General features: G+C 65.1%; 26 protein-coding genes and 1 pseudogene. 15 read left to right on the top strand and 12 right to left on the bottom strand.

Annotation, left to right across the window (positions count from 1 at the left end):
- Positions 1–45: 45 nt before the first annotated feature.
- Genes JEY66_RS18240 through JEY66_RS18230 form a run of 3 tightly spaced genes read right to left on the bottom strand, consistent with a single transcriptional unit; the run spans position 46 to position 2,100 of the window.
- A complete protein-coding gene (locus JEY66_RS18240) occupies positions 46–654 on the bottom strand; it encodes a hypothetical protein (RefSeq protein WP_016843143.1) in 609 nt (202 codons plus the stop codon).
- A complete protein-coding gene (locus tag JEY66_RS18235) occupies positions 647–1,321 on the bottom strand; it encodes a hypothetical protein (protein WP_026192978.1) in 675 nt (224 codons plus the stop codon). Before JEY66_RS18235 ends, JEY66_RS18240 begins: the two co-directional genes overlap by 8 nt.
- On the bottom strand, positions 1,318–2,100 hold the full coding sequence (locus JEY66_RS18230; RefSeq protein ID WP_018272411.1) for a MotA/TolQ/ExbB proton channel family protein: 783 nt from the start codon (positions 2,098–2,100) through the stop codon (positions 1,318–1,320). Before JEY66_RS18230 ends, JEY66_RS18235 begins: the two co-directional genes overlap by 4 nt.
- Positions 2,101–2,344: 244 nt before the next feature.
- On the opposite strand from JEY66_RS18230, the gene JEY66_RS18225 reads away from it, so the two are divergent.
- From JEY66_RS18225 to JEY66_RS18215, 3 genes are all read left to right on the top strand, one after another.
- Complete coding sequence (locus tag JEY66_RS18225; protein WP_018272412.1) at positions 2,345–3,715, top strand: sensor histidine kinase; 1,371 nt, start codon at positions 2,345–2,347, stop codon at positions 3,713–3,715.
- 1 nt (position 3,716) lies between these two features.
- Positions 3,717–4,385: a response regulator gene (locus tag JEY66_RS18220; RefSeq protein WP_018272413.1), complete on the top strand. Its 669-nt coding sequence runs from the start codon at positions 3,717–3,719 to the stop codon at positions 4,383–4,385.
- Positions 4,386–4,490: 105 nt separating this feature from the next.
- The gene (locus JEY66_RS18215) at positions 4,491–5,663 is read left to right on the top strand and encodes a M20 aminoacylase family protein (protein WP_018272414.1); all 1,173 of its coding nucleotides are present in this window, start codon (positions 4,491–4,493) and stop codon (positions 5,661–5,663) included.
- A 54-nt stretch (positions 5,664–5,717) separates the two neighbouring features.
- Here the strand turns inward: JEY66_RS18215 and JEY66_RS18210 are convergent, their stop codons facing one another.
- A complete protein-coding gene (locus JEY66_RS18210) occupies positions 5,718–6,770 on the bottom strand; it encodes an agmatine deiminase family protein (RefSeq protein WP_244620878.1) in 1,053 nt (350 codons plus the stop codon).
- Positions 6,771–6,871: 101 nt separating this feature from the next.
- Positions 6,872–7,435, bottom strand: a pseudogene (locus JEY66_RS18205) (cytochrome b).
- Positions 7,436–7,619: 184 nt separating this feature from the next.
- Between JEY66_RS18205 and murI the strand changes: the two are divergent.
- From murI to JEY66_RS18165, 8 genes are all read left to right on the top strand, one after another.
- Entirely contained in the window at positions 7,620–8,417 is a 798-nt protein-coding gene (gene murI / locus JEY66_RS18200) for a glutamate racemase (protein WP_026192979.1), read from the top strand.
- A 59-nt stretch (positions 8,418–8,476) separates the two neighbouring features.
- On the top strand, positions 8,477–9,253 hold the full coding sequence (locus JEY66_RS18195) for an HpcH/HpaI aldolase family protein (RefSeq protein ID WP_018272416.1): 777 nt from the start codon (positions 8,477–8,479) through the stop codon (positions 9,251–9,253).
- A gap of 290 nt (positions 9,254–9,543) precedes the next feature.
- Entirely contained in the window at positions 9,544–9,933 is a 390-nt protein-coding gene (locus JEY66_RS18190) for a cupin domain-containing protein (RefSeq protein ID WP_016843154.1), read from the top strand.
- 119 nt (positions 9,934–10,052) lie between these two features.
- Positions 10,053–10,838 (top strand): hypothetical protein, encoded by a 786-nt coding sequence (locus JEY66_RS18185; RefSeq protein ID WP_018272417.1) that lies wholly within the window; start codon positions 10,053–10,055, stop codon positions 10,836–10,838.
- Between the two features lie 270 nt (positions 10,839–11,108).
- Positions 11,109–11,726 carry a 30S ribosomal protein S4 gene (rpsD, locus tag JEY66_RS18180; protein ID WP_016843156.1) on the top strand — a complete coding sequence of 206 codons (618 nt, stop codon included), beginning with the start codon at positions 11,109–11,111 and terminating at the stop codon, positions 11,724–11,726.
- Between the two features lie 118 nt (positions 11,727–11,844).
- Positions 11,845–12,072, top strand: a complete 228-nt coding sequence (locus JEY66_RS18175) for a hypothetical protein (RefSeq protein WP_016843157.1) — start codon at positions 11,845–11,847, stop codon at positions 12,070–12,072.
- Positions 12,051–12,347: a type II toxin-antitoxin system RelE/ParE family toxin gene (locus JEY66_RS18170; protein ID WP_075968403.1), complete on the top strand. Its 297-nt coding sequence runs from the start codon at positions 12,051–12,053 to the stop codon at positions 12,345–12,347. The genes JEY66_RS18175 and JEY66_RS18170 overlap by 22 nt, the downstream gene beginning before the upstream one ends.
- A 140-nt stretch (positions 12,348–12,487) precedes the next feature.
- Complete coding sequence (locus JEY66_RS18165; RefSeq protein WP_026192980.1) at positions 12,488–13,555, top strand: threonine aldolase family protein; 1,068 nt, start codon at positions 12,488–12,490, stop codon at positions 13,553–13,555.
- A gap of 139 nt (positions 13,556–13,694) precedes the next feature.
- On the opposite strand, the gene JEY66_RS18160 is transcribed toward JEY66_RS18165, so the two are convergent.
- The 4 genes from JEY66_RS18160 to grxD form a co-directional block, all read right to left on the bottom strand.
- Entirely contained in the window at positions 13,695–14,957 is a 1,263-nt protein-coding gene (locus JEY66_RS18160; protein ID WP_018272418.1) for a serine hydrolase domain-containing protein, read from the bottom strand.
- Between the two features lie 103 nt (positions 14,958–15,060).
- Entirely contained in the window at positions 15,061–16,344 is a 1,284-nt protein-coding gene (locus JEY66_RS18155; RefSeq protein WP_018272419.1) for a serine hydrolase domain-containing protein, read from the bottom strand.
- A 49-nt stretch (positions 16,345–16,393) separates the two neighbouring features.
- Positions 16,394–16,945: an O-acetyl-ADP-ribose deacetylase gene (locus JEY66_RS18150; protein WP_026192981.1), complete on the bottom strand. Its 552-nt coding sequence runs from the start codon at positions 16,943–16,945 to the stop codon at positions 16,394–16,396.
- Entirely contained in the window at positions 16,942–17,274 is a 333-nt protein-coding gene (grxD, locus tag JEY66_RS18145) for a Grx4 family monothiol glutaredoxin (RefSeq protein WP_016843475.1), read from the bottom strand. Before grxD ends, JEY66_RS18150 begins: the two co-directional genes overlap by 4 nt.
- Positions 17,275–17,566: 292 nt before the next feature.
- Between grxD and egtB the strand changes: the two genes are divergently transcribed.
- The 3 genes from egtB to JEY66_RS18130 are packed head-to-tail and all read left to right on the top strand — an operon-like array spanning position 17,567 to position 20,261.
- Entirely contained in the window at positions 17,567–18,820 is a 1,254-nt protein-coding gene (gene egtB, locus JEY66_RS18140; protein WP_026192982.1) for an ergothioneine biosynthesis protein EgtB, read from the top strand.
- A 53-nt stretch (positions 18,821–18,873) separates the two neighbouring features.
- A complete protein-coding gene (gene egtD / locus JEY66_RS18135) occupies positions 18,874–19,842 on the top strand; it encodes an L-histidine N(alpha)-methyltransferase (RefSeq protein WP_016843473.1) in 969 nt (322 codons plus the stop codon).
- A gap of 23 nt (positions 19,843–19,865) precedes the next feature.
- The gene (locus JEY66_RS18130) at positions 19,866–20,261 is read left to right on the top strand and encodes a DUF4345 domain-containing protein (RefSeq protein WP_016843472.1); all 396 of its coding nucleotides are present in this window, start codon (positions 19,866–19,868) and stop codon (positions 20,259–20,261) included.
- Positions 20,262–20,270: 9 nt separating this feature from the next.
- On the opposite strand, the gene JEY66_RS18125 is transcribed toward JEY66_RS18130, so the two are convergent.
- Positions 20,271–21,452 carry a low temperature requirement protein A gene (locus tag JEY66_RS18125; protein WP_016843471.1) on the bottom strand — a complete coding sequence of 394 codons (1,182 nt, stop codon included), beginning with the start codon at positions 21,450–21,452 and terminating at the stop codon, positions 20,271–20,273.
- A gap of 34 nt (positions 21,453–21,486) precedes the next feature.
- Positions 21,487–21,723, bottom strand: coding sequence for a BolA family protein (locus JEY66_RS18120; RefSeq protein ID WP_016843470.1), 237 nt, complete (start codon positions 21,721–21,723; stop codon positions 21,487–21,489).
- A gap of 186 nt (positions 21,724–21,909) precedes the next feature.
- Here JEY66_RS18120 and JEY66_RS18115 point away from each other — a divergent pair, with 186 nt between their 5' ends.
- Positions 21,910–22,269, top strand: a complete 360-nt coding sequence (locus JEY66_RS18115; protein ID WP_016843469.1) for a DUF427 domain-containing protein — start codon at positions 21,910–21,912, stop codon at positions 22,267–22,269.
- A 131-nt stretch (positions 22,270–22,400) separates the two neighbouring features.
- On the opposite strand, the gene JEY66_RS18110 is transcribed toward JEY66_RS18115, so the two are convergent.
- On the bottom strand, positions 22,401–22,574 hold the full coding sequence (locus JEY66_RS18110; protein WP_026192983.1) for a DUF1328 domain-containing protein: 174 nt from the start codon (positions 22,572–22,574) through the stop codon (positions 22,401–22,403).
- Positions 22,575–22,709: the final 135 nt, after the last annotated feature.

Raw genomic sequence — 22,709 nt, 5'->3', positions numbered from 1 at the left:
TTGCCGATCCCTATTTTTGTGCCACCCTCCTGGGTAGGCATCCTGCTATTGCTGCTCGTCCTTGGGCGGCATCCGGGGCGGCGGCAGCGGCGTGAACACCGACCCTTGCGCGCCGGCCGGCGGAGCCACGAACGTCCCCGTGGTGGAATCGCCGCCGGTCGTCTCCACGATCGTCTTCGGCGTGATGTACTCCCTGACGAAGTCCATGATGGTGCCGTCGCCACCGCCGAAATCCGCCGCCCGCCCGCCTTGCGGATGCCCGGCCTTGATCTCGTTCTCGGCGGTGTGGGTCTGCTCCGCCAACGCCTCGCTATAGGGAATGCGGAAAGCGCGCGGGATCGCGCTCGGCCGGTTGTCCTCGTCAAGCTCCTCGACCCAGAGATAGATCGAGCCCGGATCGCCCTCCAGCGAATGCGGCTCCACGATCCGCGTCGACAGCAGCTTGAAATTCGCCGGCAGTTTTTCCGCGGACGCCCAGCCGAGCAAACCGCGCATGCCGCCGAAGCTGACGAAGTAGAAGGCGCTGGTCACGACGATGACGACGGCCTTCAGCGACCAGTGCAGCCGCGCATAGACCAGCACGATCAAGAGCAGCGCACCGACCACCGCGTATGCGACCGCAAGCGTGAGAATGACCGACTGCAGACTAATCACGGCGGAGCACCCTGACGCCGGTTTTCGGATCCATGTCGGCGCCGTTGCGCCAGCTGCTGCGGAAGGTCTCGAGCAGCGATTTCGGCCGCCGGTCCACGTTGATCACCTTGCCCTCGGCGTCGAGACGAAACCTGACCGCGGTCTTCTCGTCGCCGGTGTGATCGACGGTCAGCTTGTCGTCGAAGATCACCTGCGCCGTCGGATTGAGCTTCTGCACCTTCACATTGGCCTGCACCGGCTCGCCGGTCGTCGCCTGGAAATGCGAGACGTTGACGGTGTATTCGCCGGCGACGATGCCGCGCAAGGTGACGATCTCCTCGCGGATTGGCGAGGCGATCTTCTTGCCGTTGACGATGATGAAGTCGTTGGCGCCGCCGCGGTCGTCGCGATCGAGCGTCAGGAAGCCGGCCTCGCGATGCCGGTACCAGGCGATGTTGCCGGCCGGATCCTGCACGAACAGGTCGAGATCGTCAGGATGGTTGTCCGGCCAGTCCATCGTGATGATGAACTCCGCCTTGGATTCGATCTTGCCTTCCTTGGAATCCGGCGACACCGCAAGCAGCGCCAGGAAGAACAGGAAGGCGATGACCTGCAACGCCTTGAACAGCATGACGCCGAGCGGATCGAACGGCTCCTCGCGTGGATAGAGCCCGAACTCATCCATCATGACGGCGTACCAAGGCGACGTTCCAGGACCGGCGTGACGTGCGTCTCGGTCAGCACGACGGCGTCGGAAAACACCCGCTGGGTCGCGGAATCGAGCATGTAGTACTGGATCCGGACCAGGATCGATCCGATCAGTCCGGCCAGCGTCGTGTACATCGCGACCGCCATGCCGTCGCTCATCAGGCCCATCGACGATTTCATCGCGACCTTGTCGGCGGCATCCAGCGAAGCGATCGGCGCCAGCATGATGATGAAGCCGATGATGGTGCCGAGCAGGCCGAGCTTCATCAGCGTATCGGAGACGAAGGCGCCGAAGCCGTTGGACCCGCGCAGCCGGTCCGCCAGCGTCCGCAGCAGCAGGGTCTGGTCGATGCGTCCCTTGGCCTGCGCCTCGGCCTTCTGCACCAGGCTTTTGATGTGATCGGTGACGAGCCCGCCGGGCAGGCCGCGCGCATCTGATGCAAGCGCCCCTGATGCAAGGATCCTGGCGCCATCGGGCGCGGCGAGGATGGTGCGGCAGGAGCGCGCGACCTCCCCCTCCCGCGCGATCGCCCGCGTCCGCCAGAAGCAATGGATGCAGGTGACGATGTAGAGGACGGCGATGACGCTGGAAATGTAGGTGCGGTCGGAATTGATCATGAGGCGGATCAGCCCGTAGCGCCACAGCAGGAAGGCGGCGAACACCGAAAGGCCGGTGAAGATCATCCAGAGCAGCAGGGCGCTGCGCTCCGCCGCGTCCGTGCCGGCCGATGCGGCCGCGACGTCGACCTTGGCATCCATGCTGCGTGAGCTCCCTCTGTTCCATGAGGCTCCGCGCGGGCCTCACTTTCCGTTAGAGCAGAGCCGGCCTGCGCTGTCCAAAGACATCTGCCCAGATTTCGTCGGGCAAATTTCCCGACCTGCACAGCTTCGCATGCTTGCGATTGGCGGGGAACAGCGCTGCTGTTAGCATCGCATCTCTCGTTTGAGCATGACCACCCGCTTCTCTCCGTTGCGGATCATGCTCTGGCCGTGGAGTGATCGCATGCGCCTCGTGCTTCAACTGGTCGCCCGCCTGCTCGTGATCGTCGCGCTATGCCTCGGCGCAGCCACCGTCTGGGCCACGATCGACGCCTATCGCAGCGTCGATCGCGCCACGCAGGCGTCCGCCGAGCGGGTTTCGCAATCGCTCGAGGCGCTGTACTGGCGCGAATTGCTGCTGCGCAGCAACCGGATGCGCGAGCAATTGCTGCCGGCACCGGACTGGCGCACCATCGAAACCATGGGCCTGATCGCGCCCGGGATCTGCGTGCAGTTCGAACCGGCCGGCGCCTTCGAGAAGCCCCTCTGCGGCCAGAGCAAAGGGATCGGCAAGGCGCCGCCGCGCTGGTTCGCGGCCACCGTGCAGATGATACTCGGCGATCACGCTACCGTGGAGCGGCCGATCAGCGCCCGCGCCGCGACCGCGGGAACCGTGCGTGCCATCGCCGATCCGGACGCCGCGATCGCGCTCGCCTGGCAGCACATTCTCGACAACATCCATGTCGCGCTGTTGATGGCGCTCGCCATCGCGCTGCTCGCTTCGCTTGCGATCGCGCACACGCTGGCGCCCGCGCACTCGATCGTGTCGGCACTGCAGCGGATGGCCGACGGCGAGTACCGTACGCCGCTGCCGCGCGTCCGCTCGATGGAGCTCGCGATGATCGGGCGTGCCGTCAGCGATCTCGGCGACCGTCTCGCGCTTGCCGAGGAGGAACGCACGGTGCTGACCCGGCGGCTGCTCGAAATCCGCAACGACGAACGCCGCACGCTGGCGCGCGAGCTGCACGATGAGTTCGGCCAGAACCTCACCGCGATCCTCGCCTTCGCCAACACGATCGAGGCAAGCGCCGGGGACAAGTACGCCGCCGGCACCGAAATTGCGCAGGATGCACGGATGATCTCGCAGGCGACGCGCCGCATCATGGCGTGCCTGCGCGATACACTGAACCGGCTGCGTCATCCGCCGGCCGAAGAGCTCGGGCTGGAGGCAAGCCTGGTCGATCTCGTCGACAGCTGGCGGTCGCGCACGGTGCAGCCGATGATCCAGCTCGATCTGCAGGGCGACCTTGCCGACATCAGCGGCACGGTCGCCGCCACCGCCTATCGCGTCGCGCAGGAGTGCCTGACCAATGCGCTGCGCCACAGCTCGGCGCGCGAGATCGTGCTGCGGATCGAGCGGCGGACCGGAAGCGAGAACGCCCTGCTGGTGCGGGTCGAGGACGATGGCGGCGGCGATGCGGCCAAGGTGGCGCAATCCGCGGGCTTCGGCCTCACCGGCGTCAGCGAGCGCGTCACGGCCCTCGGCGGCTCGCTGTCGATCGCGCGCGCCAGCCGCGGCCTGTCGGTCGCCGCCACGATCCCGCTCGCCGCGTGAGATGACAATCGTGACGTCGACGACGGCGAAGATTCGGGGCATCTCGATCCTGCTGGTGGACGATCATCCGGTCGTCCGTCAGGGCTACCGGCGCGTGCTCGAGCATCAGGACGATTTCCGCGTGGTCGCCGAAGCCGACAACGCCGCCAATGCCTATCGCGCGTTCAAGTCGCACCGGCCCGATGTGGTGGTGATGGACATTTCGATGCCGGGTGCCAGCGGACTGGAGGCGATCCGCAACATCCGCGCGCGCGACGCCGACGCGCGCATCCTCGTCTTCAGCATGCACAGCGAGGCGGCCCAGGTGAAGGCGGCGTTCGGCGCCGGCGCCAGCGGCTTCGTCACCAAGGGCAGCGAACCGGCCGAGCTGATCGCGGCGATCCGCTCGGTGGCGCGCGGCGAGCATGCGATGAGCGACGACGTCGCGCGCGTGCTGGCGCTGGAAAGCCTGGTGCCGACCCGATCGGCGCTCGACCAGCTCGGCGAGCGGGAGATCGAAATCCTCCGGCAGCTGGCGGCCGGCAGCACCAAGGAGCAGATCGCCGCCAACCTCAACCTCAGCACCAAGACCGTGCAGAACTATCACTACCTCATCAAGGCCAAGACCGGCATGCGGACCGACGCCCAGCTGGTCCGCCTCGCCGTCGAATGCGGGCTGGCGAATTTGTAGGCCGCTCCATCCGGGCTACGGGCTGACGCCATTCCGCGTGACAAGTCGGCGGGTTACGCTACGCTGCGCCACCCACCAAAGCTCACAAGAAACGGACGCTCCCCCATGCCCATCGTCAATCGCGTTGCCGCCCTCTCGGATGAAATGGCCGCCTGGCGCCATGACTTCCATGAGAATCCTGAACTGCTTTACGAAGTCCACCGCACCGCCGGCATCGTCGCCGACAGACTGCGCGAGTTCGGCTGCGACGAGGTGGTGACGGGGATCGGGCGCACCGGCGTGGTCGGCGTGATCCGCGGCCGCAAATCCACTTCGGGAAAGACCATCGGCCTGCGCGCCGACATGGACGCGCTGCCGATCGCGGAGGCTTCGGGCGTCGCCTACGCCTCGAAGATTCCCGGCAAGATGCACGCCTGCGGCCACGACGGCCACACCGCGATGCTGCTGGGCGCCGCCAAATACCTCACCGAGACCCGCAATTTCGACGGCACCGCGGTTGTGATCTTCCAGCCCGCCGAGGAAGGCGGCGCCGGCGGCAAGGCGATGGTCGACGACGGGCTGATGACCCGCTGGGGCATCCAGGAGGTTTACGGCCTGCACAACATGCCCGGCCTGCCCGAGGGCTATTTTGCGACCACGCCGGGCGCGATGCTCGCTTCGTCGGACACGTTGAAGATCATCGTCCACGGCAAGGGCGGCCACGCCGGCGCCGCTCCGCACGAGGCGGTCGACAGCGTCCTGATCGGCGCCCAGATCATCAATGCACTGCAGTCGATCGTGTCGCGCAATCTCGATCCGCTGAAATCGGCCGTCATCTCGATCACCATGTTCGAGGCCGGCACCGCGTTCAATGTGATCCCGGAGACGGTCACGCTGGGCGGCACCGTGCGCACGCTCGATCCCGCTGTACGCGATCTGGTCGAGCGCCGGATCGGCGAGGTCGCCTCCAGCATCGCCAAGGCCTATGGCGGCTCGGCCGAGACGGATTATGGACGCATGTATCCGGTGACGCTGAACCATACGCGCGAGGCCGGCATCGCCGCCGAGGTCGCCCGTGACGTGGTCGGCGCCGACCGCGTCAACGAGAACCTGGTGCCGGTGATGGGCGCCGAGGATTTTGCGTTCATGCTGGAGGCGCGCCCCGGCGCGTTCGTCTTCCTCGGCATGGGCGACGGCCCGATGTGCCACCACCCCGCCTACAAGTTCAACGACAACATCCTCGGCCACGGCGCCTCCTACTGGGTGCGCCTCGTCGAGAAGCAGATGCCGGCGGGTTAGCGCGCTCATGCAGCCACGGCCCGGTCGCTCGCTTCGCGACCGGGCCGCCAGCTTTCACAAGCGCGGCTGCTGTTGCGTGGTGCAGTGGATGCCGCCGCCACCGGCGGCGATGCCGTCGATGTTGAGCTGGATGATTTCCCGGTCCGGGTACAGTTCGCGCAGCTTGTCGCGCGCGTTGCGATCCGCCGCCGGGTCACCGAATTCCGGCGCGAGCACGGCACCGTTGCAGACATAGAAATTGATGTAGCCGGCGGCGAAGTCCTTGCTGCTGTGATTCGGACGCACCGTCGATGGGCCCTGCAACACCACGACATCCAGGCGCCGGCCCTTCGCATCAACAGCGACGCGCAGGAAATCCAGGTGTCGTTTGGTCACCGCATGATCGAACGACGACGGGTCTGGTTCCAGGCCGGCTACGACAACGCCGGGACTGGCAAATCGCGCGTAGAAGTCGGTATGTCCGTCGGTGATGTCCTTGCCGGCGATGCCGGGCAGCCAGATGATCTTGTCCAGCCCGAGCAGGCGAGACAATTCGGCCTCGCATTTGTCCTTCGACACGCCCGGATTGCGATTTGGGTTGAGGACGCAGCTCTCGGTGATGATGGCCGTCCCCTCACCGTCGACCTTCATCCCGCCGCCTTCCAGCACCAGATCGGCCTTCAAGAAGATTGCCTGCGCGGCTCCGGCCAGATGCTCTGCAACCTCGGCATCGCGTGCATATAGATGCTGCTTGCGTGCGTATGGTTGCGGCTTGTTGCCCCAGCCGTTGAAATTGAAACCGACGGCGCCGAGCTGCCCGGCAGGATTGGTCACGAAGACCGGTCCCGTGTCGCGCAGCCACACATCATCGAGCGGTTGAACGACGAGGCTGACCGAGGGACCGCACAGCCGCGCGGCGATGTCGTAGTCCTCCTCGCGAACGAGCATCTTCACCGGCTCATGGACCGCGATTGCCTTGGCAACGCTGGCGAGATTATTTCTGATGACGGGAAGGAGCTTCGTGCCCCAGAGCTCCACGTCGGCGCCAAAGGCCATCCAGGTGGCGGCATGCGGGGCGCCCTCGTCCGGCATGCGCCAGTTCGTTTGATGTCGTGCAGAATCGTTCATGAGCATTCGAGCCGCGATGGCCGTCCCCGTTCGTCACAGGATAACGCAGGTGTCCCCGCGCGGGCGACCATCTTGGAACGCACAGAGCCGGCCGCCCACGCCTAGCGGGCGGGGTCGACCTCGCTTGTCGCCACCATCCGCGCGGCGACATGGTCGCGCTTGACGAAGTGGTGGAAGGCGACCGCGGCGAGGTGCAGCACGATCAGCGCCAACAGCACATAGGCGAAGAAGATGTGGCGATGCTCAAAGGCATCCGCCGCCGCCTTGTCGGGCGAGGTGATCTGGGGAACGTGAAACAGGCCGAAGAAATCAGAATAATCCTGGGCGCGGGCGCCGGAATGCGCCCAGCCCAGCATCGCCACCAGGATGGTGACGGCATAGAGCGCGCCGTGGCTGACGCGGGCGGCAATCCGCTGCCAGGAGGGCATGTCGGCCGGCAGCGCAGGCGTCGGATTAAGGCCGCGCCAGACCAGCCGCAGCGCGGTAAGCAGCAACACCAGGTAGCCGATATCGGCGTGGATCGAGCGATAGAAGAACTTGTCCGCCCGCGCCGGGACGTGGTTCATCTACCAGCCATAGGCCAGCATGCCGATGATGGCGATGCCGAGCCCCCAGTGGAACGCGCGGGCGAGCGAGCCCCAGCTCGCTGCGGTATTGCGGATCATGTCGCGTTGCTCCCTTGCGGCCGCATTTTTGGATTTCACACGTCGCAGCAATAGTTTGCCGTGATACTTGCAGCTATCGGTCAAGGCCATGTGAAATTCCCGGCTTCACCGCCTTTTGTCGGCCGAAGCCGCCGGATGGCCAAAGACAACTGAATGGTAACCCTGCTTCGGATAGAATTTTCGCGTGTCCATTCCCCCGACCATCCTTGTGTTCGATTCCGGCCTCGGCGGCCTCACCGTGCTGCGCGAGATCGTCCGCGCCCGGCCCGACGCGCATTACGTCTATGTCGCCGACGACGCCTTCTTCCCCTATGGCCACCACGGCGAGGACGAGATCATCGCCCGCGTGGTGCCGCTGGTCGGTGAGCTGATCGCGGCCCACGCGCCCGACCTGGTCGTGATCGCCTGCAACACAGCGTCCACGTTGGTCATGTCGCATTTGCGCGACGCCTATCCTTTGCCCTTCGTCGGCACCGTGCCGGCGATCAAGCCGGCCTGCGCCTCGTCGAAAACGAAGCGCGTGTCGGTGCTCGGCACAAGGGGCACCGTGAAGCGCGAATATACCCGCAAGCTGATCTCGGACTTTGCGCAGGGCTGCGAGGTGACGCTGGTCGGCTCCGGCGAGCTCGCCTCGCTGGCGGAGGCCGCCCTCAGCGGCGCGAGCGTGCGCGACGAGGATATCGCGGCCGAGCTCGTGCCCTGCTTCGTCGGCGATGGCGCCCACGACCCCGCCCGCACCGACACCGTCGTGCTCGCCTGCACGCATTATCCGCTGCTGCTGGAACGCCTCAGGAGGCTCGCGCCCTGGCCGGTCGACTGGATCGATCCGGCGCCGGCGATCGCACGCCGTGTCGCCGACCTGCTCGGCCCGGCCGGCCACGAAAGCGACCAGGCCGGCGCCGAGATGATCTTCACCTCGAAGCGCCCGCACGCGCTGACGGAAGCGCTGACGCCATTCTTCGGCGGCCGCGTCCCGGCTTGATGCTTTTCGCCGTCACAACGCGCTGCTAGCCTCTGCTCTCCTTCGAGGGAGGACCGAATTTGACCGCAGCCCCGCTGACGCCGCTCAATCGCCTGCGTAAGGCGTGGCGCGACAAGCGCCCGACCTTCGGCGCGATCGCGACCATTCCGAGTATCCAGACCGTGCAGATCATGGCGCAGTCGCTGGACTGGATCATCGTCGATCTCGAGCACGGCCCGATCGATCTCGGCACCGCCCATGCGATGATCGTGGCGACCTCGGGCACGCCCTGCGTGCCGATGGTGCGGATCGCCGCCAACGAGCCGCATCTCGCCAAGGCACCGATGGACATCGGCGCGCTCGGCATCAATTTTCCGATGATCTGCAACGCAAGCGATGCGGTGAAGGCGGTGCGCAGCGTGCGCTATCCGCCGCAAGGCGACCGGCTCTGGGGACCGTTCCATGCGCCGTTCCGCTGGGGCGTCTCGATGAACGACTACATGGCGACCGCTGACGACGACATGATCTGCATGATCACGATCGAGCACGTCGATGCGGTGAACCGCATCGACGAGATCATGGCGACACCGGGCATTGACCTCGCGGTGATCGGCCCCGGCGATCTCGCCACCTCGATCAACAAGCGCGGTCTGCCCGACGATCCCGAAGTGGTCGCGCTGATGCAGCGCGCCGAACAAGGCATCATGAAGAGCGGCGTGCCGATCGGCGGCGTCGCGCGCACCGCCGAACAGGCCAATGCGATGATCGAGCGCGGCTACCTCGCGCTCGCGCTGGGCTTCGACTGGTCGCTGTTCCAGCGCGGCATTGCGGCTGCGTTCGCGGGGATCAAGCGGTAGACGTCAAACGCGGCCGCGCGGCGCTCCGCTCGTTCACAGCTTCCGGCGAGCAGGTTCCCGTCATGTCGGGAAGGAACCGCGGCGCAACTTCCGGCATCGCGCCTGGGACGGAGCGAACGCTGCGTGTCGCCGAGACAGCTCGTTCGCCTGAGTAGCTCATGAATAAGCGGCGCAAACCCGCACTGTTGGATGAACGGACTAATCCCAACGTCGAACCTGCACATCACGCACCGCCCGCTTTCCGCCGCGATTCCGCGCTGCTAGAGTTTTGCGGGTTGGGAGGAAAATGCATGTTCAGGAAATTACTGATTGGTCTTGCCGTGATTGCCCTTGCCGGTGCCGGCGCTGCCTTTGCGCAGCAGAGCGGCATCAAGCGGACGCCGCTGCAGAAGGTCGATTTTCCGCCGGGCTTCAACACGGTCACCGCGATCGCCGAGGTTCCGGCCGGGGGTGCGTCGGGGCGTCACACCCATCCCGGCGCCGAAACCGGCTATGTGCTCGAAGGCGAGCTCGAGCTTCTGATCGACGGCAAGCCACCGTTGAAGCTGAAGGCGGGCGAGTCCTACCAGATCCCGGAAGGCGCGGTGCACGACGCCAAGACGTCCGGCGACAAGCCGCTCAAGGTGCTCGGCGTCTACGTGGTCAAGGCCGGCGAGCCTTTGGCAAAACCAGCGCCGTGAGCAGAACCCCTTGGTCTTCGGCCAGCTGGTTCATCTGAGCTTCAGGTGCGGCGAGCAACCATTTGAGCTCGCCGGGCCTTTGATTTTTGCCTGTTTTGCTAAGGAACTGAACCGAACGGATGCGCGGTAAATTTCGTCAGATTTCATTGCCGCGCCGTCTCGTCGCCGATCTGATGCATGCATCGGCTGGCGTGCCGCTGGTCTCCCTGAAGCGCACCCTGAACGTCCGTGCAATCGTCGAGGCCCGTGCACGTGCGGCGCAGGTACCGGGCTGGGCCGCCATCTTCGTCAAGGCATTCGCGCTGGTCGCCAGGACCGAGCCGACCCTGCGCACGCTGCACGTCAAATGGCCGTGGCCTTGCCTCTACGAGCTGCCGCGCAGCGTCGGCATGGTGGCGATTGCGCGCGTTGAGAAAGGCGAGGACTGCGTGCTGTTCGAGCGCGTCTGTGCCGCCGACGAGATGCCGCTCGCCGAGGTCGACGCGCTGATCCGCCGCGCCAAGACCGCGCCGCTGCACGAAATCCCCTCGTTCCGCAAAATGCTCTGCGTGACGCGCCTGCCGCTTCCGCTGCGCCGGCTGGCGTGGGCGATCGGGATGAATTTTGGCCGGCAGCGCGCCAATTTCTGCGGCAGTTTTGGCGTGACCTCGGTCGCGGCCTATGGCCCCGGCGAGTTGCACGCGCTGAGCCCGGGGCCATTCCTGTTGAGCTATGGCGTGATCAGGCCGGACCACACTGTCGACGTGGTGCTGCGCTGGGACCATCTGGTCTGCGACGCCGCCCTGATCGCCCAGACCTTGACCCGCCTCGAGCAGGTGCTGGGCGGCGAAATCGCCGCGGAACTGGGCGCGGGCCGGCCGCAAGCCGATGCCCGGCTGGTCCGGGCGGCCGGAAACCGCCTCTGAGGGACGAAATTGGCCAATTTTGACGCCGATTCGGCCCAAAATGCCCTGCGTTTTGTTTGACAGAACCGGACTTTCTCCTTAAGACCACCGTTGCTCGCGGGCCGGTTTCGGCCCGCGATGCGTTTCGCGACCCGTGGTCCTCCCCGAGCTTTCGAGGCGGACCTGTCGGTACAGGCCTTTTGGCCGGTACACAGGAGGGCGCGTCTCCTCAAACCTGAAACTGACAAACGCCGGCCGCTGGGTAGCGACGGCTATGCAAAAGAGGACGCGATGACAAAGCGCAGTGAGGCGAAGTACAAGATCGATCGCCGCATGGGCCAGAATATCTGGGGCCGCCCGAAGAGCCCCGTGAACCGCCGCGAATACGGCCCCGGCCAGCACGGCCAGCGCCGCAAGGGCAAGCTCTCCGACTTCGGCGTGCAGCTGCGCGCCAAGCAGAAGCTCAAGGGCTACTACGCCAACATTTCCGAGCGCCAGTTCCACGGCATCTATGTCGAAGCCAGCCGCCTGAAGGGCGACACCGGCGAGAACCTGATCGGCCTCCTGGAGCGCCGTCTCGACACCGTGGTCTATCGCTCCAAGTTCGTCTCCACGATGTTCGCCGCGCGCCAGTTCATCAACCACGGCCACATCAAGGTGAACGGCCGCAAGGTCAACATCGGCAGCTACAAGCTGAAGGTCGGCGACCTCATCGAGGTCAAGGAATCCTCCAAGCAGCTGACCCCGGTGCTGGAAGCGGCCCAGCTCCCCGAGCGCGACGTGCCCGACTTCATCGAGGTCGATCACTCCAAGATGACCGCGAAGTTCGCGCGCACCCCCGGCCTCTCGGACGTGCCGTTCCCGGTGCAGATGGAGCCGCATCTGATCGTCGAATTCTATTCGCGCTGATCACGGCACGCATGCGAGATCCGAAAGGCCCCGGTTTTGCCGGGGCCTTTTTGTTTGCCGACAAGACGACTATTATATCCGGGACTTGGAGATGGCTGCCCGCTGAGGTTTCTTGCCGATGACCCGGTTACTCGAACAGGCCTTCGAGACAGTTTCAAACTTGCCTGACACAGAGCAGGACGAACTCGCGCGCATCATGCTGCAGCTTGCCGGGGTCGACCAACCACCGCTCCAGCTCACGCCGGAAGAAGACGCCGATCTGGCTGAAGCCGACGCCGAGATTGCACGCGGCGAGCTGGCAACGCCCGAGGAAGTCCGTGCGATGTGGGCAAAGCACGGGCTGTGAACGTCCGTTACACGCGACGCGCTGTTGTTCAGATTGATCGGGCACTTTCCTATATCGAAACACGATCGCCCCAGGGCGCGGTCCATGTGCGCGACCGCATCTTGGCACTTGTCACGCTGCTGCAAGAGCAGCCGCGTGCGGGGCGCCCGACAAGCCGCCCAGGCGTCCGCCGGCTTTCGGCGACACCGTATCCCTACCTGATCGACTATCGCGTGACGCCCACCGAGATCATCATTATGCGGTTTCGTCACGCCGCCCGGAGGCCTATACGCTAAAGCATGATCCGGAAAAGCGCGAAGCGGTTTTTCCGGATACGATCATGCTCAAACAAGAAGCCAGGGCGCGATGACGATCCATCTTATCTCATCGCGTTTCAGCAGCGAATCCGCCTCAGTGCGGAGCGATGAGGAAAGCCATGCACTACACCCCTGCCCGGCCCGATCCCAAGGCCCCGCCCGTTCGCATCAACCTTCTGTCCGATACGCAGACCAGGCCGACGCCGGCGATGCGCGAGGCGATGGCGAAGGCGGAGGTCGGCGACGAGCAGGTCGGGGACGATCCGACCACCAACGAGCTCTGCGCCCGCGTCGCCGATCTGCTCGGCAAGGAAGCCGCCGTCTTCATGCCGTCGGGCACCATGTGCAACGTCGCGGCGACGCTGGCCTATTGCCGTCCCGGCGACGAGATCCTGGCGCATGCGACCGCGCATATCATCGCGCGCGAGGGCGGCGCCCATGCCGCGCTCGGCGGTTTCCAGATCACGCAGCTGCCGGGCGATGACGGCCAGTTCACGCCGGACACCTTCCAGGCCGCGCTGCATCCGCGCACCCGCTACCAGCCGCCGCAGGTGCTCGTCAGCGTCGAGCAGACCGCCAATATCGGCGGCGGCACGATCTGGAAGAAGGCGGCGCTCGACGAGGTCGTGCGCATCGGCAAGACTCACGGCCTTGTCACCCACATGGACGGCGCGCGGCTGCTCAATGCGACCGTGGCGTCCGGCATCTCGCCGCGCGACATGACGGCGGGCTGGGATTCCGCCTGGATCGATTTCTCCAAGGGCCTCGGCGCGCCGATCGGCGGCGTGATCGCCGGCACCCGGGCGTTCATCGACGATGTCTGGCGCTGGAAGCAGCGGCTCGGCGGCTCGATGCGGCAGTCCGGCGTCTGCGCCGCCGCCTGCATCCATGCGCTCGATCACCATGTCGACCGCCTCGCCGACGACCACGCCAATGCGCGGGCGCTGGCGCGCGGCCTGTCGCAGATCAACGGCATCGCGGTGCAGGCGCCGGAGACCAACCTCGTCTTCTTCAAGCCCGACGGCGCCGGCGTCTCGGGCGACAAGATGGTCGCTGAATTGCGCAAGCGCGGCGTGACACTGGCGATGATGGACGGCCGGATCAGGGCCTGCACGCATCTCGACGTCACCGCGGCGATGATCGAGGAAGCGGTCGGGCACGTCAGGGACATCGTGCGCGCGGCGTAGATCCGTAGCCCGGGTGCAGCCAACGGGTCGCGCGAACGCGCGCCCGATGACAGGCTCCGCGAAATCCGGGACAGCACGATCCGCGCGCAAGACCGCCCCGGATTGCGCTGCGCTGCATCCAGGCTACGCAACTAAAAGTCTACCGTCCCATCGCCTGGTAGATCAGCGTCTTCAGCTCGTGCTGGATCCGGCCGCGCTGCGACGGCGTCTGCACCATGAAGATGCCGAACAGGTCGTCCGCGGGATCGATGAAGAAGAAGGTGCCTCCGACACCGTCCCAGCGATACTCGCCCAGCGGCCAGTCGGTGCTCGGCGGCACCGAAGTGCGGACCGCGAAGCCGAGGCCGAAGCCGGAGTTCGGACCGGGATAGTAGTTCTGGTCGCGCATGACGCCGGTCTCCGGACCGATATGGTCCCTCGCCATCAGCGCGATGGTCTCCGGCTTCAGATAGCGCCTGCCCTCATAGCTGCCGCCGTTCAGCAGCATCTGCGAAAAGCGCGCATAGTCGCCGATGGTGCCGACCATGCCGCCGCCCCCGGATTCCCATCGCAGCGGCTTGCGCGGATTGCGGACGTCGGCGACCGGACTGATGGTACGATCCTTCGGCATCGGCTCGGCGATCAGCGGCCATTTCGCCCGGTCGGCGACATAGAACGCGGTCTCGTTCATCCCGAGCGGGCCGAGCAGCCGCTCCTTCTCGACCTGAAACAGCGATTTGCCTGTTATCACCTCGATGATGCGGCCGAGCACGTCGGTGGAATGGCCGTAGTCCCATTCCGTGCCGGGTTGTTCGGCAAGCGGCAATGCCGCAAGCCGCGCCACGAATTCGGCATTGTCGGGATCGTTGTTGAACAGGCCGGCGTCGGCGTAGGTCTTGTTCACGATACCACCGCCGTAATAGCCGTAAGGCAGGCCGGCGGTGTGGCGCATCAGGTCTTCGATGGTGATGGGGCGCCTCAGCGGCTCCAGCGTCATCGCCATCTTGCCCTCATCGCCGCGCTTTTCCACCCCGACCTTCATGTCGGCAAAGGCCGGGATGTATTTCGACACCGGATCGCCGAGGGCGAGCTTGCCTTCCTCGACCAGCATCATCGCGATGACCGTGGTGATCGGCTTCGACATCGAATAGAGGCGGAAGATGGTATCCGCGCTCATCGAGAACTCGGTGGCGACGTCGCGAACCCCGAACTTCTCGTAGTAGACCGGCTTGCCATGCTGCTGCAGCAGCAGGATCGCGCCCGGGATCTTTCCGGTCGCCACCTCGTTCCGGACATAGTCGGAGACCTTGGCGAGGCCCTCCGCCGAGAAGCTGTGCGCGGCCGGCCCCGCGGAGCCGGCCTTCGCAACTGTTGCGACCAACGCGAACGCGAGTGCCGCGACGAGCGCGCGGCCCCCACGCATGCAAGCGCATGAGCCGATCCGCCTGAATCGGATCATGCCGTCATTCCCTTCTTTTCAACGCGTTGCTTCACGCGAACCGGTATCCACTTCGCTCGAAAACGCTCTAGTTTTCCATGGCTTCATAGACGAGCTGCTTCAGCGTCCGCTGGATGCGCTGACGCTCGGTCGGCGTCTGCTCCAGCAGAACGAAGAAGAAGTCCTGCTTGCGGTCGATGACATAATAGCAGCCGCTGGCGCCGTCCCATTTCAGCTCGCCGAGATCGCCGGGCGGCGGCGGCTTCGCCGTGCCGGGATCGGTGCGCACCGCGATGCCAAGCCCGAAGCCGAAGCCGTCGCCGGGGAAGTAGAAAAAGTCGCGCTCGACGCCGGAGCCCGGCCCGACACGGTCGGTCGTCAGCTCCTTGAACGTCTCCGGTTTCAGGATGGTCTTGCCGTCGAAGGTGCCGCCGTTGAGCAGCATCTGCGCGAAGCGCGAATAATCCGCCATGGTCGAGACCATGCCGCCGCTGGCGGACTCCCATTTCTTGACCTTGGTCGGATCGTTGACCCGGCCGACGCGGAAGTCGCTGTCGTTCGGCATCGGCTCGGCCATCAGCTTCTGCTTCTCGGGATCGGTGACGAAGAAGCCGGTGTCCTTCATGCCGAGCGGGTCGAGCAGCCTTTCGCGCTCGATCGTCGAGAGCTTCTCGCCGGTGGTCACCTCCATCACGCGCGCCAGAATGTCGGTGGAATGGCCGTACTGCCAGAGCGCGCCGGGCTGGTTGTGCAGCGGCAGTTTGGCGATCCGCTCGGCGAATTCGGCGAGGTCGAAATCTCCGCCGTAGATATTGGCTTCCTTGTAGGTCTTGCGGACCAGGCTGTCGCCATAGAAGCCATAGGTGATACCCGACGTATGCGTCATCAGATCGAGGATCGTGATCGGCCGCTTTGGCGGCACCAGCTCCAGCGTCTTGGTGCCGTCCTCGGCCTTCTTCTCGACGCCGACCTTCACGTTGGCAAAGGACGGGATGTATTTCGAGACAGGATCGTCGAGCTTGTATTTCCCTTCCTGCAGCAACTGCATCGACACCACGGCGGTGATCGACTTGGACATCGAGGCCAGGCGGAAGATGGTCTTGTCCGTGATCGGCACCTTGCTGACCACGTCCTGCACGCCGAAGGCCTCGTGATACACCGGCTTGCCGTGCTGCTGGATCAGGACGATGGCGCCGGGAATCTTTCCCGTCGCGACCTCGTTCTTGAAGAACTCGCTGATCCTGGCGAGCTTGGCGGAATTGAAATGCGCTCCCGCCGGAATCTCGTAGGTGCCCTCGGTGTGCGAGAACGCCGGCGCCGCCAGCACCACCGCGGCGACTACGGCGGCGCACGTCAAACGAAATGAATGCATTTGAACTATCCCTCCCCGGAAATCACGGGGAAGTGTAGCGGCGGTATCATCAGGCACAAGGGCTGCCAAAGGCCTCCAGGACCTCCTGATGAAGCTGGCCGCTTTGGGGCGAGAAGCAGCAGAAGATCACCTGCGTGAGGCCGGGTGCGGCGGCCAGGGCATCGACGACGGCCTTGACCGCAATGCCGGCGGCGCGGTCCGGCGGGAAGTGATAGACGCCGGTCGAGATAGCGGGAAATGCAATGGAGCCAAGCTGATTGGCGTGGCACAGCTCGATGCCGCGGCGATAGCAGGATGCGAGCAGCGCATCCTCGTTCTGGGTGCCGCCATGCCAGATCGGGCCGACGGCGTGGATCACGTGCTTGGCCGGGAGCCGATAGCCTTTGGTGATCTTGGCGTCGCCGGTCTTGCAGCCGTGCAGGGCCCGGCACTCGGCGAGCAGCTCGGGGCCCGCGGCGCGATGGATCGCGCCATCGACGCCGCCGCCTCCGAGCAGCGATGAATTGGCCGCGTTGACGATGGCGTCAACGCGCAGGGTCGTGATGTCGTTGACGATGACTTCGAGCCGCGCCTTGCCGATCTGGCGCGCCGTCAAGGTCAGGCAGCCACGTCGACCGGGATGCCCTTGTCGGCAAACAGCTGCTGCAATTCGCCGGCCTGGAACATCTCGCGGATGATGTCGCAACCGCCGACGAACTCGCCCTTCACATAGAGCTGCGGAATCGTCGGCCAGTTCGAATAGACCTTGATGCCGTTGCGCAGTTCGGCGGACTCGAGAACGTTGAGGCCTTTGTAGCCGACGCCGATGTGGTCGAGGATCTGCACGACCTGACCGGAAAACCCGCACTGCGGGAATTGCGGCGTGCCCTTCATGAACAGCACGACGTCGTTCGACTTCACTTCGTTGTCGATGAATTGCTCGATGCTCATTTTCGCTTCCTTCGGGGGCGGCGCTCTCAGGCCTTAACGGGCCGGCCCGCCCTTCTAACCCGTGACTGACTATATATGTAGCTCAAACCATTGTGCATCCAAAGCAAAATGGCGGAAATCTGGCATGCGGCGGGCGCCGGGGCGCCCCGAAAGAAGCCGGGATTATCTGACGGCCCCAATATCATGGCGGGGGGAGGCTTTTTTCCCGTAACGGAGCCCCTATCTAGGACGAACTGTCCGTTGGGAACCAGTTTGCCGAAGCAACGTTCTCTCCCTTGAATCGGAGACCCCTGTGACGAAACCAGCCTCTGCCGCGGCCGCCCTTCCCGCCGTCCCCCCGTCACTGTCCTCCGAATCCGGACCGCTCGCCCAGCGCCTGGTGGACGCCTATCGCGCCGTCCGCGACGAGACCGAGCGCAGGGCTGCACCGCTGTCGCCCGAAGACCAGCTGATCCAGTCGATGCCGGATGCGAGCCCCGCCAAATGGCACCGCGCCCATACCACCTGGTTCTTCGAGCAGTTTCTGCTCGGCGAGCACGTCAAGGGCTACACGCCATTCCATCCGGACTACGCTTATCTGTTCAATTCCTATTACGTCAGCGCCGGTCCGCGGCACGCCCGCCACCAGCGCGGCCATCTGACCCGCCCGACCGCCGACGAAGTCACCGCCTACCGCCGCCATGTCGATGCCGAGGTGGTGAAATTCTTCCACACTGCCGGAGCCGACAAGCTCGAGGCGCTGGTGCCGCTGGTCGAGGTCGGCCTCAATCACGAGCAGCAGCATCAGGAGCTGATGTACAGCGACATCCTGCATGCCTTCGCGCAGAACCCGATCCCGCCGGCCTACGATCCGGCGTGGCGTTTCCCGGCGTCGCATCGCGGGCCTGGGGAATGGGTGACGCTCAACGAAGGCATCCACACCGTCGGCCACGCCGACGACAGCTTCCATTTCGACAATGAGAAGCCCGCGCATCGCGCGCTGGTCGGCCCGGTCAAGCTCGCAAAGAACCTCGTCACCAATGCCGACTGGCTCGCCTTCATGAAGGACGGCGGCTATTCCACCGCCACGCTGTGGCTGATGGATGGCTTCGGCACCGTGAGCAACGAGGGCTGGCAGGCGCCCGGCCATTGGCGCGAGATCGACGGCGAATGGAAGATCATGACGCTCGGCGGCCTGCAGCCGATCGATCCGTCAGCGCCGGTCTGCCACGTCAGCTATTACGAGGCCGACGCCTTCGCCCGCTGGGCCGGCAAGCACCTGCCGACCGAGATGGAATGGGAGGTCGCCGCGCGCGCCGGCCTGCTCAACGACGCCTATGGCATCGTCTGGCAATGGACCCGCAGCTCCTATTCGCCCTACCCGGGCTACCGCGCGATCGAGGGCGCGCTCGGTGAGTACAACGGCAAGTTCATGGTCAACCAGCTCGTGCTGCGTGGCTCGTCGCTGGCGACGCCCGCAGGTCACAGCCGTGTCACCTACCGCAACTTCTTCTATCCGCACCATCGCTGGCAATTCACGGGGTTACGCCTCGCCGACTATGCCTGATCAAGCACTGTCGACATCAATGGCGCGCCGGTAAGCGCGTTCGGGAGAGTATCATGAATGTGCATGCCGCCGCTTTGGCTAAAGCGTATCCGTTCGACGAAGCGACTTCGGCGTTCGCCGGCGACGTGATCGGCAATCTCGCCCGTCACCCGAAGCGGCTGTCGCCGAAATATTTCTACGACGCCACCGGCTCCGAGCTGTTCGAGCAGATCACAGTGCTGCCGGAATATTATCCGACGCGCACCGAGCTTGGCATCCTGCGCGACCGCGGCGACGAGATCGCCGCGATCATCCCTGACGGCGCGGCGCTGGTCGAGTTCGGCGCCGGCGCGACCACCAAGGTGCGCCTGCTGCTCGAGCATTGCGAATTCGCAGCCTATGTGCCGGTCGATATCTCGGGCGATTTCCTCAAAGCCCAGGCCGACGGGTTGCGGAAGGATTTCCCCGGTCTCGGCATCTACCCGGTCGCGGCCGATTTCACCACGCCGTTCACGCTGCCCGAGGCCGTCGCCGCGATGCCGAAGGTCGGCTTCTTCCCCGGCTCGACGCTCGGCAATTTCGAGCCGAGCGAGGCCTTGGCCTTCCTGCGCAGTGCGCGCAATATCCTCGGCCACGGCGCGCAGATGATCATCGGCGTCGACCTCGAGAAGGACGAGCGCGTGCTGTACGACGCCTATAACGACGCGGCCGGCGTCACCGCGCGGTTCAACCTCAATGTGCTGGTTCGCATCAACCGCGAGCTCGGCGGCAATTTCGATCTGTCGGGCTTCACGCACCGCTCGATCTACAACCGCGACCGCCATCGCATCGAGATGCACCTGATCAGCCGCAAGGCGCAGACCGTGCGCATCCTCGGCAATACCTTCGCGTTCCGGCCCGGCGAGAGCATTCACACCGAGAACAGCTACAAATACTCGCTCGAGCGTTTCACCGCGCTCGCCCGCAGCGGGGGCTGGACGGCGCGCGAGAGCTGGACCGACGCCGACACGATGTTCTCGGTGCACGCGCTGGTCGCGGACTAGCACTCAAACCAAGGGGACGGGGCATGGGCCGGCGTGCGCTGCAGATCGCAACTGCCTTGCTCGCCCTGGTCCCGATCCTCACCGGCATCATCACCATGCTCGGCGTCAGCGATCCGCTCTACGCCTCCTCGGGCGTTCCGACGCTGCCGGTGCTCGACAGCAATCTGCGCTTCTTCGGCGGGGTCTGGCTCGGTCTCGGCCTCGCGCTGGTCTGGCTGGTGCCGCGCATCGAGAGCGAGGGCGTGCTGTTCCGGGTGGTGTGGGGCGGCATCTTCCTCGGCGGCATCGGCAGGCTGCTGTCGATGCTGATGGTCGGCTTGCCGCCGCTGCCCTTCGTGGGCTTCACCGCGCTCGAAGTGATCGGCGCACCGCTGTTCGTCTATTGGCAGCACCTGGTCGCAAAGGCCGGCCGCAAGTAACGGCGGCCGCTATTCCTCTTCCCCCGTCGACCGCAGCGAGATCGACTCCCACGCCGCAACCACGATCATGATCGCGGTGGTGACGATCGAGAGCACCAGCGGCGACATCTCGCGCGCGAAATAAGCCGTGATCGCCAGCGCGACGATGCCGACGCCGTGCGACAGCTGCAGGAAGTTGCGGATCACGTATTTGAACAGGATGGTCCCGACCAGGAACAGCATGGGCCCGCCCACCGAGCTGACAATCGTGTTCAGATCGGAATGACCGGACGGGTGCTTCAGCACCAGTTCGTCGGCGACCGCGGTGAGGATGATGCCGCCGACGATCGGCATGTGCAGATAGGTATAGGCGATCCGCGCCACGCGGCCGGATTCCTCGGACTTGGAGATCATGTCCGAACCGGCCTCGGCTCCCTTGTGGAAATAGATCCACCACATCGCGATGCTGCCGACCAGCGCCGAGACGAACGCCGCCATGTTCTCCGGCGTCCAGGTCAGCTCGGCAAAGGTCGCGCCGTCGACCACGATGGCCTCGCCGAGCGCGATGATGATGAAGCCCGCGCAACGTTCGGCCATGTGGCCGCCCTCGACCGACCACGCCTCGATCGAGGAAAAGCCGAGCCCAGGGGTCCAGAACCGCGCGGCCGGCGCGACATATTCGATGGTCAGCGCCGCGATCCAGAGCCACATCCGCGTCTCGTGCTCGGCGAAGCCGCCGAGGATCCACAGCACGGCCGAGCAGGAGAGCCAGGTCAGGATGCGGATGGCGTTATGGCGCACCGCCGTCCGGCGCCGCGGCGTCGCCAGCAGCCAGAACGCGGTGCGGCCGACCTGCATTGCCGCATAGGTCCCGGCGAACCACAGCCCGCGGCCCTCGAAGGCGGTCGGTATGGAGGTCGACAGCAACAGCCCGCCCAGCATCAGCACGAACAGCAGCAGGCGGACCGGCGTCAGCTCGGGATTGAGCCAGTTGGTGACCCAGGTGGTGTAGACCCACACCCACCACACCGCGAGGAACAGCAGCGTGACCTGCACCGCGCCAAGCGGGGTGAAGTGGTGCAGCAGCGTATGCGACAGCTGCGTGACGGCGAAGACGAAGACGAGGTCGAAGAACAGCTCGGCATTGGTGACGCGGCTGTGCTGGTTCGGCACGATGACGCGAAACATCGCACCGCGTGGATTGTCCACCATCGCTCGAGGCCCCCGCCCGCTGGCCGCCGGGGCCCTAGCCTTCCGGCACGCCGGTCTGCAGGGCCAACGCGTGCAGCACACCGCCCATCTGGCCCTTCAGCGACTGGTAGACGATCTGGTGCTGCTGGACGCGGGACTTGCCGCGGAAGGACTCGGAAATAACAGTGGCCGCGTAGTGGTCGCCGTCGCCGGCCAGATCGCGGATCGTCACCTCGGCATCGGGGATCGCTGCCTTGATCATCGATTCGATATCACGGGCGTCCATCGGCATCCCAGTCCACCTCCGTCAGGTCGTTCGAATCAGGCCGACTCGGCCAGATAAACCTAAGGATAAAACCTAGCGCTTGGGGTCTTCTAGGTCATCCCGGGCACACTATATTCCCATTCCCAGCGATTTAAACCTGCATCAATCGGTCACAAGCCATCACGCCGAAATGACCAGAAGAGGCGCAGAACCATGAAGCTCCCCGGCCCCGACCATCCGATCACGATCACGCCCAATGCCAAGCGCGTCCGCGTCACCGCCGACGGCGTCGTGATCGCCGAGACCACCCATGCGCTGACCTTGAAGGAAGCGAGCTATCCGGCCGTGCAATATGTCCCCCGGCAGGACGCCAACATGGAGCTGTTGACCCGCACCGAGCGGACCACGCATTGCCCGTACAAGGGGGATGCGAGCTACTTCAGCATCAAGGCCAACGGCAAGACGCTGGACAACGCGATCTGGACCTATGAGGAGCCCTTCCCGGCCATGACCGAGATCGCCGGCCACCTCGCCTTCTATCCGGACAAGGTAAAGATCGAGGAGGTCGCCTAGGGGAATCGTCGCCTGCCGCAAGCGCCGGGTCTCGCGCCCGGCCTTCCGTCGCGCGCTGACCCAGCCTGCAAAACGGCAATGCCCGGGCGAGGCCCGGGCATTGCCGTCGGGAGCGTTCGGCCCGATCCCAGCTAGACCCTGAATATCGTGAGCCCGAGGATCAGGAGCACCAGGAAGATCACGACGAATACATAGAACAGAAAGCGCGCGATGTCGGCGGAGGCGGCGGAAATGCCGGTGAAGCCGAACAAGCCCGCGATGATCGACACGACAAGGAAGATCAGCGCCCATTTCAGAATTGTCATTGCTCGCTCCTGATAACCGCGCGCGTCCGCCGGTTCGGACGAGAACACCCGCACCCGACCGCAGTTCCAAAAACGAAACAGATTTGCCGAGATGACCGACCTCGATACTCCCCGATCCGGCGGATTGGGCCTTGC

It is taken from the genome of Bradyrhizobium elkanii USDA 76 (assembly GCF_023278185.1).
Classification (GTDB): Bacteria; Pseudomonadota; Alphaproteobacteria; order Rhizobiales; family Xanthobacteraceae; genus Bradyrhizobium; species Bradyrhizobium elkanii.
This window is presented reverse-complemented; position numbering and strand designations above follow the sequence as displayed.